Annotated in this window: 12 protein-coding genes; 6 read left to right on the plus strand and 6 right to left on the minus strand. The window is 60.7% G+C overall.

From position 1 onward, the window contains the following. The first annotated feature begins 6 nt into the window (after positions 1-6). A complete protein-coding gene (locus tag PMI03_RS17765) occupies positions 7-1,506 on the plus strand; it encodes an ABC transporter substrate-binding protein (protein WP_007695870.1) in 1,500 nt (499 codons plus the stop codon). 66 nt (positions 1,507-1,572) lie between these two features. On the opposite strand, the gene PMI03_RS17770 is transcribed toward PMI03_RS17765, so the two are convergent. Genes PMI03_RS17770 through PMI03_RS17790 form a run of 5 tightly spaced genes read right to left on the minus strand, consistent with a single transcriptional unit; the run spans position 1,573 to position 6,856 of the window. Beyond that, positions 1,573-2,298: a ribonuclease activity regulator RraA gene (locus PMI03_RS17770; RefSeq protein ID WP_007695872.1), complete on the minus strand. Its 726-nt coding sequence runs from the start codon at positions 2,296-2,298 to the stop codon at positions 1,573-1,575. Between the two features lie 18 nt (positions 2,299-2,316). Next, complete coding sequence (araD, locus tag PMI03_RS17775; RefSeq protein WP_007695873.1) at positions 2,317-4,053, minus strand: L-arabinonate dehydratase; 1,737 nt, start codon at positions 4,051-4,053, stop codon at positions 2,317-2,319. 55 nt (positions 4,054-4,108) lie between these two features. Beyond that, positions 4,109-4,972, minus strand: coding sequence for an ABC transporter permease (locus PMI03_RS17780; protein WP_007695876.1), 864 nt, complete (start codon positions 4,970-4,972; stop codon positions 4,109-4,111). Between the two features lie 3 nt (positions 4,973-4,975). After that, positions 4,976-5,794 (minus strand): ABC transporter ATP-binding protein, encoded by an 819-nt coding sequence (locus PMI03_RS17785; RefSeq protein WP_007695877.1) that lies wholly within the window; start codon positions 5,792-5,794, stop codon positions 4,976-4,978. Positions 5,795-5,848: 54 nt separating this feature from the next. Next, a complete protein-coding gene (locus PMI03_RS17790) occupies positions 5,849-6,856 on the minus strand; it encodes an ABC transporter substrate-binding protein (protein WP_039974280.1) in 1,008 nt (335 codons plus the stop codon). Between the two features lie 129 nt (positions 6,857-6,985). Here PMI03_RS17790 and PMI03_RS17795 point away from each other — a divergent pair, with 129 nt between their 5' ends. Beyond that, positions 6,986-7,678: a GntR family transcriptional regulator gene (locus PMI03_RS17795; RefSeq protein ID WP_007695881.1), complete on the plus strand. Its 693-nt coding sequence runs from the start codon at positions 6,986-6,988 to the stop codon at positions 7,676-7,678. A 31-nt stretch (positions 7,679-7,709) separates the two neighbouring features. Here the strand turns inward: PMI03_RS17795 and PMI03_RS17800 are convergent, their stop codons facing one another. Further along, positions 7,710-8,246, minus strand: a complete 537-nt coding sequence (locus PMI03_RS17800; RefSeq protein ID WP_007695883.1) for an SMI1/KNR4 family protein — start codon at positions 8,244-8,246, stop codon at positions 7,710-7,712. A 247-nt stretch (positions 8,247-8,493) separates the two neighbouring features. On the opposite strand from PMI03_RS17800, the gene PMI03_RS17805 reads away from it, so the two are divergent. The 4 genes from PMI03_RS17805 (at position 8,494) to nadC (ending at position 12,834) form a co-directional block, all read left to right on the plus strand. Then, the gene (locus PMI03_RS17805) at positions 8,494-9,396 is read left to right on the plus strand and encodes an NrtR DNA-binding winged helix domain-containing protein (RefSeq protein ID WP_007695885.1); all 903 of its coding nucleotides are present in this window, start codon (positions 8,494-8,496) and stop codon (positions 9,394-9,396) included. Between the two features lie 69 nt (positions 9,397-9,465). Further along, positions 9,466-10,437 carry a quinolinate synthase NadA gene (gene nadA, locus PMI03_RS17810; protein ID WP_007695888.1) on the plus strand — a complete coding sequence of 324 codons (972 nt, stop codon included), beginning with the start codon at positions 9,466-9,468 and terminating at the stop codon, positions 10,435-10,437. Continuing rightward, on the plus strand, positions 10,434-11,975 hold the full coding sequence (locus tag PMI03_RS17815) for an L-aspartate oxidase (RefSeq protein ID WP_007695890.1): 1,542 nt from the start codon (positions 10,434-10,436) through the stop codon (positions 11,973-11,975). The genes nadA and PMI03_RS17815 overlap by 4 nt, the downstream gene beginning before the upstream one ends. 1 nt (position 11,976) lies before the next feature. After that, entirely contained in the window at positions 11,977-12,834 is an 858-nt protein-coding gene (nadC, locus tag PMI03_RS17820) for a carboxylating nicotinate-nucleotide diphosphorylase (RefSeq protein ID WP_007695892.1), read from the plus strand. The last annotated feature ends 13 nt before the right edge of the window (positions 12,835-12,847 follow it).

Below are 12,847 nucleotides of genomic sequence, written 5' to 3' on the forward strand. Positions count from 1 at the left end.
ATGATGATGTTTCGCAAACTTCTTGTTTTAACGGCGGTCTTCGGACTCGCTCTTCTTCCGTCCACCATGTTGGCCCAGGCTGCTGAAAAGCAGCAGATCGTCGTGGATCTCGTCAACGAGCCGTCGACGCTCGATCCGCAGCTGCAATGGAATCCGGACAGCTATTTCGTCTACCGCAATATTTTCGACAATCTCGTCACGCGCGACAATAGCGGCAAGATCGTTCCGGAAATTGCCACCTCCTGGAAGACCCTGTCGGACACGAAGATCGTCTTCACCCTGCGCGCCGACGTCACCTTTCACGACGGCACGCCGCTGACGGCGGAAGATGTCGCCTTCAGCGTCAACCGCATCATCGATCCGAAATTGGCGAGCCCGCAGCGCAGCCAGTTCGCCAAGATCGCGAAGGCCGAGGTCTCCGGCGAGCATGAGGTGACGCTGACGCTACAGAGCCCCTATCCGCCGCTGCTTGCGCAACTCACCAAGCTTTCCATCGTTCCCGAACATGTGGTGCAGAAGGTCGGCGATCAGGCGTTCAATCTGGCACCTGTCGGCAGCGGCCCCTATAAGTTCGCCAAATGGGATCGCGGTGTTGCCGTAACACTCGTTCGCAACGACAGCTATTGGGGCAACAAAGGCCCGTTCGAGCAGGCAGTCTTCCGTGCTGTGCCTGACGCTTCGACCAGAGTTGCGGACCTGCAGGCCGGTGTGGCCGATTTTGCCCGCGCCCTGACGTCCGATCAGGCGGCGCAATTGTTAGGTTCGGAGACGGTCAAGGCTTTGCCGATACTGACGGAGAGAATGTCTTTTCTCCGTATCAATCCGAACAAGCCGCCCTTCGACAATCTGAAGCTCCGCCAGGCGCTCGCTTATGCCATAGACAAGGCCGGCATCACGCAGGGCATTCTCGGCGGCTTCGACAAGCCGGTCGCCCAGATGATGACACCGGCGCATTTCGGCTGGAGCGACAAGATTACCGGGCTTCCCTATGATCCGGACAAGGCAAAGGCGCTGATTGCCAGCGCTGGCAAGCCGCCGAAATTTCAGCTGACCGTCGGCACCTTCTTTGACCAGCGCGTGGCCGAAGCCATATTGCAGGAATTGCAGGAAGTCGGCTTCGAGGTCGAGATTTCGCAGGTCGACACGCCGACCTTCCTGCAGCTGGTTCAGAAAGGCCCGGTCGATGCTCCGACCTTGGCGATCAGCACCAATTCATGCGCCTGCCAGGATGCCGATGGCGTTATGAACTACCTCTTCCACACCGGCAGCACCTGGGCGATCGTCGCCAAGCCGGAGATCGATACGCTGCTGGACGATGCAGGCTCGTCGCTCGATCAGCAGAAGCGGTTGGCGGATTATGAAAAGATCAGCCAATCCATCGTGGATGACGTGCTTGCCGTGCCGCTCTACCAGATGATTGCGATCTACGGCGCTGCAAAGCCGCTGAACTTCCAACCGACGCCGAATGAAAGCTTCTTCCTGAACAGGATGAGCTGGGCCGGATAAGTATCTATTATTTTATGCAGAACCCCGCCGGTGCGATCACCGGCGGGGTTTCGATTTATCGCCCGATCAGCGGCCCTTCTGCTTTCGCCACTCGGCGAATTTGGCCTTGGGGGCGTCGCTGGTTGCCGGATAGAGACCGATGATGGTCGCGCCGTTCAGCACTTCCTCGGTGACGAAATCCTCGTAGGCGGTCATTTCGACCGTCTCGTCGGCAATCTCGTCGGCCAGATGGGCAGGGATGACGATGACGCCCTCATTGTCGCCGACGAGGACATCGCCGGGAAAGACCGCAACATCGCCGCAGCCGATGGGGCCGTTGATTTCGATCGCCTGATGCAGCGTCAGGTTTGTTGGCGCGGAGGGGCGGTGATGATAGGCGGGGATATCGAGAGCGGCGATTTCCGGGCTGTCGCGAAAGCCGCCGTCGGTGACGACGCCGGCGACACCACGCACCTGCAGCCGCGAGATCAGGATCGAGCCGGCCGAGGCCGCGCGCGCATCCTTGCGGCTGTCCATGACAAGGATTGCGCCCGGCGGGCATCTCTCGACGGCTGCGCGCTGCGGATGCTCGGGGTTGCGGAAAACTTCCAGCGTGTTCAGGTCTTCGCGGGCGGGAATATAGCGCAACGTGAAGGCCTGGCCGACCATGTTCGCCTTCTTCGTCGATAAAGGATGCACATCCTGGATGAACTGGTTGCGCAAGCCCCGCTTGAAGAGCGCGGTGGCGATCGTCGGTGTGGCAACGCCCAACAGCTTGTTGCGTGTCTCGCTGCTCAGCACGTAATTGCTCATGAGATATATCCTTTGCGATCAATAAATGTCGGGTTCGCCCGGCGCCGGGCCGAAACCGGGTTCCAGGAAATCGAAGTCGCAGCCGGTATCGGCCTGGGCGACATGGCGGTTGAACATCCAGCCGTAACCACGTCCGAACTTTTCAGCCGGCTTGACCCAGGCGTCGCGCCGCCGCTGCAATTCATCCTCGTCCACAAGCATGTCGATGCGGCGTGCTTCGAGATCAAGCCGAATAATGTCTCCGTTCTTCAATAGCGCCAATGGACCGCCGACGTGGGATTCCGGCGAGACATGCAGGATGCAAGCGCCGTAGCTTGTTCCGCTCATGCGGGCATCGGACAGACGCAGCATGTCGCGATGGCCTTGCTTCAGCAGTGCTTTCGGGATCGGCAGCATGCCCCATTCCGGCATGCCCGGGCCACCCTGCGGTCCGGCGCCGCGCAGCACCATGACGTGATCGGGCGTGATGTCGAGATTTTCGTCGTCCACTGCCGCCTTCATCTCCGGATAGCTGTCGAACACCAATGCCGGTCCCTGATGTTTGTGGAAGCGTGGATCGCAGGCGGCGGGCTTGATGACCGCGCCCGTCGGCGCGAGATTGCCCTTCACGACGGCGAGCGAGCCTTCGTGATAGACCGGATTGTCAAGCGAACGGATGACGTCATCATTGTAGCATTTGGCACCTTCGAGGGTTTCGCCGAGGGTGACGCCCGACACAGTGAGGGCGGACAGGTCGAGCTTCGAGGAAAGCTTCACCATCAAGGCCCTGAGGCCGCCGGCATAGTAGAAATCCTCCATGAGGTAGGTCTTACCGGTCGGCCGGATATTGGCAAGCACCGGCGTTGTGCGGCCGGCCTTGTCGAGATCGTCCAGCGTCAGGTCGACGCCGGCGCGGCGCGCCATCGCGATCAGGTGCACGACGGCATTGGTGGAACAGCCCGTGGCCATGGCGACCGCGACGGCATTGTCGAAGGCGGCAGCTGTGACGATCTTCGATGGAACGAGATCCTCCCAGACCATGTCGACAATGCGGCGGCCGACGGCAGACGACATACGGATATGGTTGGCATCCGGCGCCGGGATCGAGCTTGCGCCGGGCAGGGTAAGGCCCAATGCTTCCGCAATCGCCGTCATCGTGCTCGCCGTGCCCATGGTCATGCAATGGCCGTAGGAGCGGGCGATGCCGGCTTCGACGTCGACCCATTCCTTCTCGGTAATCGTGCCGGCACGACGTTCGTCCCAGAATTTCCAGCCATCCGAGCCGGAGCCCAGATATTCGCCGCGATAATTGCCACGCAACATCGGCCCGGCCGGCAGGTAGAGCATCGGCAGGCCCATGGAGAGTGCACCCATGACGAGGCCGGGCGTGGTCTTGTCGCAGCCGCCCATCAGCACGGCGCCGTCGATCGGATGCGAGCGCAGCAGCTCCTCCGTCTCCATCGCCAGCATGTTGCGATAGAGCATGGTCGTCGGCTTCACATAGCTTTCCGACAGCGACAGCGCGGGCAATTCGAGCGGGAAGCCGCCCGCCTGAAAGACGCCGCGCTTTACGTCTTCAACACGGTGTTTGAAGTGCGCGTGACAGGGGTTGGCGTCGGACCATGTGTTGAGGATGGCGATGACGGGCTTTCCGGCCCATTCTTCCGGGGCATAGCCCATCTGCATGGTGCGCGAGCGATGCCCCGAGCTTCTGAGGTCGTCGGGGGCAAACCATCTGGCGCTGCGCAGTTCTGCCGGTTTCTTCTTGCTGCTCATTGTATTCCAGCCTTGTATTCAACGGTTGGTCGAAGAGGTAAATCCGCGCGTAGGGTCATTCCTTCATGCCCCATTTCAGCAGGGTGCGGCGCTCGATCGTCTGGAACACCAGGTTCTCGACAATAAGCCCAATAACGATAACCGTCAGCAGGCCTGCGAAAACCGCGGGTATGTCGAGAAGGTTGCGGTTTTCAAAGATGAACCATCCAAGTCCGCCCTGGCCGGAGGAGACGCCGAAGACGAGTTCGGCGGCGATCAGTGTGCGCCAGGAGAAGGCCCAGCCGATCTTCAACCCCGTCAGGATCGACGGAAAGGCGGCGGGGATGAGGATGCGGAAGACATAGGAAAGCCCGGTCAGTCCGTAGTTCGCGCCGACCATGCGCAGCGTGCGTGAGACGCCGAGAAAGCCGGCATGAGTGTTCAGCGCAACCGCCCAGAGCACGGAATGCACCAGCACGAAGACGAGGCTTGCCGGCCCCAGTCCGAACCAGATGAGGGCAAGCGGCAGCAGCGAGATCGCCGGCAGCGGATTGAACATCGCCGTCATGGTTTCGAGAAAATCGGTGCCGATGCGGGTGTTGATCGCCACGACGGTCAAAATGGCAGCCAGCACGGTCCCCGTCACATAGCCGGTTATCAGCACTTTCAGCGTCGTCCAAATGCGCTCGGGCAGAACGCCGTCCGCGAAGCGATCATAGAGCGCGCTCAGTGTGTCGCTGAGCGTCGGAAACAGCAGCGGATTGTCGAGGTGCCGCGCGTAGACTTCCCAGATGATGGCGAGAATTACGATCAGCAGCGATTTGCGGAAGAAACTCGACTGCCAAAGGAGCTCAAGGGCGCCGAGCTTTTGTTCGACGGCGGCGATGTGGTTGGCGGAATCGGCCGCATCGGCTGCAAGAATGATCTGCGGTGCGCTCATGACCTATTCCTTATGTCCGGCTTCGGCAAACAGCATGTGATGAATTTCCTGCTCCAGCTTGGCGGCCGCCGCCGTGTCGTTGCGGACGGATTCGACGTTGCGAACCTCGGCCTTCACGCGGCCGGGATGCGGCGACAGCAGCAGGATGCGGTTGGAGATCTTGATCGCCTCGGCGATCGAATGCGTGACGAAGATGACGGTGAAGCGCGTATCTTCCCAAAGTTGGAGAAGCTCGTCCTGCATCTGCCGGCGGGTCAGGGCGTCGAGTGCGGCGAAAGGCTCGTCCATCAGCAGGATATCGGGCTGCATGGCCATGCCGCGGGCGATCGCCACGCGCTGCTTCATGCCGCCTGAAAGCATGTGCGGATAGGTGTCTACGGCGCGGGTGAGCTTCACCTTGTCGATATAGTCGCGAGCGATCGCTTCGGCCTCGGCGCGAGGCAGGCGGCGGGCGGTCGTCAGCGGAAACATGACGTTTTCGAGGACCGTCTTCCAGGGCAGGAGCTGGTCGAACTCCTGAAACACCATCATCCGGTCGGCGCCCGGCTTTTTGACCAGCTGCCCCTTGATCTCGATGCGGCCGCTCGTCGGCGTCAGATAACCGCCGATCGCCTTCAGCAAAGTCGATTTTCCGCAACCGGAGGGTCCGAGCAGCACGAAACGATCGGATGTCTCGACGGAAAAGCTGACGTCCTCGGTGGCGGTGATCAAAAGGTTGGGCGTCTTGTAGCGAAGCGTCACCTTGTCGACGTTCAAGAGCGGTGTACCGGCGATGGCCGTTTGGGTCGTTGTCGGATCGGCTGCGATTTTTGCCTGAAGCATGAAGGCTCCTCCAAGAATTGGATCGGGAGGCGGCATTCGCGCCGCCTTCCTGGATCAATTGCCGTTCAGATCGGCGGCTTCGGGCAGATAGTAATCCGTCCAGGCCTTCGGCATCGTCTTCAAGGTTCCGACCTTGTGGAGATGCGCCGCGAACTTCATGGTTCCCTGTGGGTCCATGCGGAATTCCATCATGTGCGGCTGGTTCAGGATCGCGAGCAGATCGTCGACGCTGGTCTTGTCGCCGCTGACAGTCTTATAGGCTTCGACGGCGGTCTTCGGATCCTTCTTGATCACCTCGATGGCGTCGGCTGTCGCCTGGCGTACAGCCTTGATGATCGTCGGATTGGCCTCGGCGAATTGCGTCGTTGTGAAGAAGGTGCCCTGGGTCAGCTCGCCGCCGATGATGTCGCGTGAGTTGACGACCTCATGAACGCCCGGCTGCTTCAGTTCCAGATATTGGAAGGGTGGCGCCGAGAAATGGCTCTTTACCTCATGGTTCTGGTTGGCAAGCGCCGCCATAGCGTCGGGATGGCCGAGCTGCACCGTGTTGGAGTCGAACTTGTGCACCTGATCGTCGCCATACATCTGGGCGGCGGCCATCTGCAGCAGGATCGCCTGCGTCGAAACGCCGACCGTCGGGACAGCGATCCTGTCGCCCGGCTGGATGTCTTTCAGGGATTTGATGCGCGGGTCGCGCGACACCATGATGACCGGCTGGGCGGAGTTGGTGACGATGCCCTTGACCTTGCCTCTGGTGCGGTCCCAGAGCAGCAGCAGGTTGCCGGTGCCGGTATTGACGATATCGACATTGCCGGCAAGCAGCGCGTCGGTCTGCGCGCCGCCGCCGCTGAAGGTGCGCCAATCGACCTTGACGCCGGCGAGGCCATCAGCCTCAGCCCGCTTCTCGATCAGCTTCTGCGTCTCCATGACGTGGCTGACGAGATAAAGGATGCCCGGTTGGCGGGTGATGGAAATATCCGTCTTTTCGGCGGCGCCGGCGGACAAGGTGCCGGCAAGCACGAGACAGGTCGCGGTCAGGCCGCGAAGAAAAGCTCTCATCATTTCCTCCCAAAAATGATCCAAACGCATGAGATTACGTTGGCATGAGTGGACTAAAGCACTAATGTATCAGTGCATCAAGCCCCAAATTGTGTTTAATGGGCTGAGTTTTTCGATGAGGAAGGTGGCCGCGTGAAAGTGAACCCGAAAGAATTCGCCCTGGACCGTTCGCGCCAGGTCGCGCCGCAGATCCTGGAAATCCTGAGGTCGCGTATTCTTTCGATGAGCCTGCCGCCGACGACGGTATTGTCGCGGATCTCGCTGCAGAGCGAATTCAACGTCAGCCAGACGCCGGTTCGCGACGCCTTGATCCGGCTGGAAGAGGAGGGGTTAGTCGAGGTCTATCCGCAATATGCCACCGTCGTCTCCAGGATCGATATCGGCAACGCGCGGGAGGCGCATTTCCTGAGATTGTCGATCGAACTCGAGGCTATCCGCCGTCTGACAGCCGAAACGCCGGCGGAGACGGCTGCAGAACTGGAGCATGTTCTGGCCCGGCAAGAGCATGTCATGTCGCCCGAGACCTACGATTTCTTCGATTCGCTCGACAAGGATTTTCACCGCGTTCTCTTCGAGAGGGTTGGCATATTGGGGCTTTGGGCAACCGTTCGCCGCCAGAGCGTTCATCTCGACCGGCTGCGCCGGCTGAACCTGCCGATGCCGGGCAAGTTGCAGCAGGTCACCACTGATCACCGCGCCATTGTCGATGCCGTTCGGTCGGGCGATGCGGATCGGGCAGTAGCGGCCCTGCGCAAGCATCTCTCTGGCACGCTGTCGATCATTGATCTGATTTGCGAACAATATCCGGACTATGTCCGCCGATAGGGTGGTGGCAATCAAACAGGCAGCTGGGCGGCTACTCGTCGGATTTGGCGGACGAAAATTCTAGTGTTAGACCTTTGATGAAGGTCTCAAAGTTCTGGGCGACCATTGTAATACGATAATCGAATGCCTCATCCACATGCGCAACCTTTGGCTCACCTGCCGGTCCGCACTCCCGATAGTCAAGGCATAACATGTCATGTCCGGCAGATGGGCTATCGCAAAAATATACCCCTATGGGTGGATAATCCCAGTCGTCTATCCAGAACTGACTTCCCATGCTGCTGGCCAAAGACCCCTTTGCGTGTCCAATACCGAAAATTCCGGTGATCGCGATGTGATCAGTTGCCCAGGATGTGGGTGATGAAGTCCTGTGTTCTCTGCGAACAGGCATGCCCCCATTCTTCTGACGCATCAGCGCAACGTAGGCGGATGGAAGCTTGTAACCCAATTGCATCTCAACGGAGGAAAGAAGATTGTCGGTCAACGGCTCATCAAGATATTCTTTACGGGCGAATTCACTGTCGTCCCAAAAACCCGAGAGATCGAAATCTTCGAATGGTTGCGTCATTTTTTCTCGATCCTCACTGGCTGGATTGGGGATTGCGCGCGTGCACCGATGTTAATCTGGTTGGAACGGTGGCAATACCAGCTTTTGTCGTTCAAAATTGTAGGCATGATAATGCGAAGCCTCAATGCCGAACTGTCCATTCGCGCCATGAAAATCATCGACGGACGTTCTCGTCGCGCAGGCTGCATTGGCATCAGCCATTCTTCATGCGACAAAAGTGCAGGTTGAAACAATATATGGAGATTCCTTGACCATAGGGCTTGCGCACGCTGAACTGATCGCGGTTTTGACAGCTGTCACCGGCCACGAGCCGCGGGTTATGACAGTGCGCTCCGGCGAAACCCTGCCATCCGGACCATTCGAGCTCGGGCACCGGACGCTGCAAAGCGGGCTTCGCGAATGGGTGCAGGAACAGACGGCGCATCCGGTCGGCTATCTCGAGCAACTCTATACCTTTGCCGACCGCGACCGGAACAACGAGATCCTGGGCGGGCGAACAATCTCGATCAGCTATCTCGGCCTCGTGCGTGAGCAGGCTGCTTCGGGTACCGGCCTGTCGGGTTGGCATGGCTGGTACGAATATTTCCCATGGGAAGATCACCGCAACGGCCGTCCGGCCATCATTGACGACATTGCCGCTCGGCTGAGTGATTGGATCGACAGCGATGGCGGCAAATGCGATCCGCGGCGCCGACGCGCCGATTATGCCTTCGGGCTCAATGGTGCGACCTGGAATGAAGACCTCGTCCTGCAGCGCTACGAGCTTCTTTATGAGGCTGGCCTGGTCCAAGAGGCGGGATGCGCGCCACCGGCCAGGTTTGGTCGCTCGATGTTTGCCGATCATCGTCGCATTCTCGCAACCGGCATGGCGCGATTGAGGGCGAAGATCAAATATCGCCCCGTCGTCTTCGAACTCATGCCCGAGAGTTTTACCCTCCTGCAACTGCAACGCACCGTCGAGGCGCTGGCGGGGCTGACGCTGCACAAGCAGAATTTCCGTCGCCTTATCGAGCAGCAGGATCTGGTGGAGGAAACAGGCGGAAGCGAAAGCGAGACGGGTGGCCGCCCAGCCAAGCTCTTCCGCTTCCGTCGCGCCGTGCTTGAAGAACGTGAACTCGCCGGAACGAAATTACCTCTCTCCCGCAATTGACATATGCTCATATCGAGGATATCTATTTGCGCATAATATGCTCAAAATGAGTATAATAAGGAGCCGGTCATGAATTCCCCCGTATCCGCATCCTCCCTCTATGATCGCGTCAGCCGCGTCATTCCCAAAGCCGAATGGATGACGTTTCAGGACGATGTCGAGGCTATCCTCGAACTGAAGCGCCGCCGCAACGCTGTCATCCTTGCCCACAACTACCAGACGTCGGAGATCTTCCACGGCGTTGCCGATATTGTCGGAGACAGCTTGGCGCTTGCCCGCAAGGCGATCGATGTGGATGCCGATATCATCGTGCTCGCCGGCGTGCATTTCATGGCTGAGACCGCCAAGCTGCTCAATCCGGAAAAGACCGTGCTGATCCCGGACATGGCTGCCGGCTGTTCTCTTGCGGACTCGATCACGCCGGAAGACATTGCACTACTGCGCCAGGCCCATCCCGGCGTTCCCATCATCACTTACGTCAATACGTCTGCCGCAGTGAAGGCGGCCTCCGACATCTGCTGCACGTCGGGCAACGCCAAGCAGGTCGTGGAATCGCTCGGTGCTCCCAAAGTGCTGATGATCCCCGACGAATATTTGGCGCGGAACGTGGCGCGCGAGACCGATGTCGAGATCATCGCTTGGCATGGGCATTGCGAAGTGCACGAACTTTTCACCGCCGACGATATACGCCAGCTTCGCGAAAACTATCCCGGCGTGACGGTGCTTGCCCATCCGGAATGCCCGCCTGACGTCGTGAAAGAAGCGGACTTTGCCGGCTCCACGGCCGTCATGTCGGATTATGTCGGCAACAAGCAGCCGGCACGCGTCGTGTTGCTCACAGAATGTTCGATGAGCGACAATGTCGCCGTGCACCATCCGAATGTCGAGTTCATCCGGCCCTGCAATCTCTGCCCGCACATGAAGCGCATCACGCTCGGCAATATCCGCAAGGCACTTGAGGAAAACCGGCACGAAGTCACGGTCGACCCAGCTATTGCTGTCGCCGCGCGCCGCGCGGTGGAAAGGATGTTGGCGATATGACCGAGATTCTTCACGATCTTTCGGGCCGCGTCGTTATCGTCGGCAGCGGTCTTGCCGGGCTGATGGCGGCGCTGACCTTGGCGCCGCAGCCCACGGTCATTGTCACCCGCGCGGCTCTCGGCGGGGAGACATCGAGTGCCTGGGCGCAGGGCGGCATCGCCGCCGCCATGGGAGCCGACGATAGCGTGGAGCTGCATCTTGCCGACACACTTGCTGCCGGCGACGGGCTTTGCGATCCGATCGTCGCCGCGAGTATTATCGCCGAAGCAGCGGCGGCGATTGCGTCGCTGGAACGGTCGGGCGTCCGCTTCGATCGGAATAGCGAAGGCAGCCTGTCGCTCGGCCTTGAGGCCGCGCATTCGCGCCGCCGCATCGTTCATGCCGAGGGCGATGGTTCGGGTGCTGCGATTGTCCGCGCGCTGGTTGAGGCTGTCGCCCGCACACCGTCGATCACCGTGTTGGAGGGATACGAGGCTCGCCGGTTGCTTCTGGACGGAGGGCAGATCAGCGGCCTGCTCTGCGCAACGCCAAAAGGGTTGGTGATCCTGCCGACATCCAGGGTGCTTCTGGCGACGGGCGGCATCGGCGGTCTCTTCGATGCAACGACCAATCCGATAGGCAACTTCGGCCAAGGCATTGCACTTGCCGCAAGAGCCGGGGTGCTTCTGGCCGATATGGAATTCGTTCAGTTCCACCCGACCGCGCTCGCTTCCCGTCGCAGGCCGCTGGCGCTGGTCAGCGAGGCCGTGCGGGGCGAGGGGGCCTTGCTTGTCAATGAGAAGGGCGAGCGCTTCATGGCGCAGGTTGCCGGCGCGGAACTGGCCTCACGCGATGTCGTTGCCCGCGCCATCAGCGCGGAAATCGCCCGGGGCGGTCGCGTCTTCCTCGATGCCCGCGAGGCGCTCGGCCACCGTTTCGCTGTCCGCTTTCCGGTGATCGATGCACTCTGCCGGGAGGCGGGCATTGATCCGTCCTGTGAGCTCATTCCCGTACGCCCGGCGGTTCACTACCACATGGGCGGTGTCGCGGCGGACGGAAACGGCCGCAGCTCCGTCCCCGGCCTCTGGGTGGCGGGGGAGGCAGCTTCGACGGGCCTGCATGGCGCCAATCGGCTCGCCAGTAACTCTTTGCTCGAGGCCTCTGTTATGGGCATGCGCGCAGCGCAGGACATTGGTGGCGTGTCTTCACGCCCGACAGCTCCTCTCTCGGAGGATTCGCGCTTGGCGGCTCCGGATGCTTCCCTTGTTCGCCCGATCGTGTCGCGGCATCTCGGCGTGCTTCGCAACGCCGGTGCCATCCATGGGGCGATCGCCACCCTGCTGCCGCTTGCCGAAAGCGACAGTGCGGCAGCCGATCCGGCTATCGTAGCATTGCTGATCGCCGTCTTCGCCAGCCTGCGCACGGAATCGCGCGGCGCCCATGCGCGCACGGATTTCCCCTTGAAGCAGCAACAGGCGCAGCGTCGGATGATGCGCCTCACCGATGCCGTGGACATCGCCCGATCCGTTATTCCCTATTCCTTCGCCAGGAGCGCCTGACATGCCCCTCGTTTCTCTTCCGCGCCTCATTGTCGAGCCGCTGGTCCGCAACGCCCTCCTGGAAGATCTTGGCCTTGCCGGCGATATTACCTCTGCAGCCGTCATTCCCGAGGATCATTGCTCCACGGTTGCCATGGTGGCGCGTCAGCCGGGCGTGGTTGCTGGCCTCGATGCCTCGGAGCTTGCCTTCCACCTCGTTGACCCTAGTATTGTCATGACCCGCCATCTTCACGACGGCGCCAAGGTCGCGGCTGGCGACGTGATCGCAACGATCGAAGGTCCATCTCGTGGCCTGCTGACGGCAGAGCGGACGGCACTGAATTTTCTCGGTCATCTCTCCGGCATCGCGACGGTCACAGCCGGTATCGTCGAGGCGATCAGCGGCACGAAAGCGTCGATCGTCTGCACCCGCAAGACGACGCCGGGGCTGCGGGCGCTGGAGAAATATGCCGTGCGGGCCGGTGGCGGCATGAACCATCGCTTTGCGCTCCATGATGCCGTGCTGATCAAGGACAATCATGTGGCGATTGCCGGCGGCGTCGCCGAGGCGATCCGCCGGGCAAAGGCAGGCGTCGGCCACATGGTCAAGATCGAGGTCGAGGTGGACACGCTCGACCAGCTTCGCGACGCCATGGAGGAGGGTGTCGACGCCGTGCTGCTCGACAATATGACACCCGATCAGCTTCGCGACGCAGTGGGCATGGTTGCCGGCCAGGCGATCACGGAGGCATCGGGCCGCATCACGCCGGCAACCGCCGCCGTCATCGCCGCATCCGGCGTCGACCTCATCTCCGTCGGCTGGCTGACGCATAGCGCCCCGACGCTCGATATCGGGCTCGATTGGCAATCGGTCGCATAGACTTGGCCGACTG

This window comes from Rhizobium sp. AP16, assembly GCF_000281735.1.
Taxonomy (GTDB): Bacteria; Pseudomonadota; Alphaproteobacteria; order Rhizobiales; family Rhizobiaceae; genus Rhizobium; species Rhizobium rhizogenes.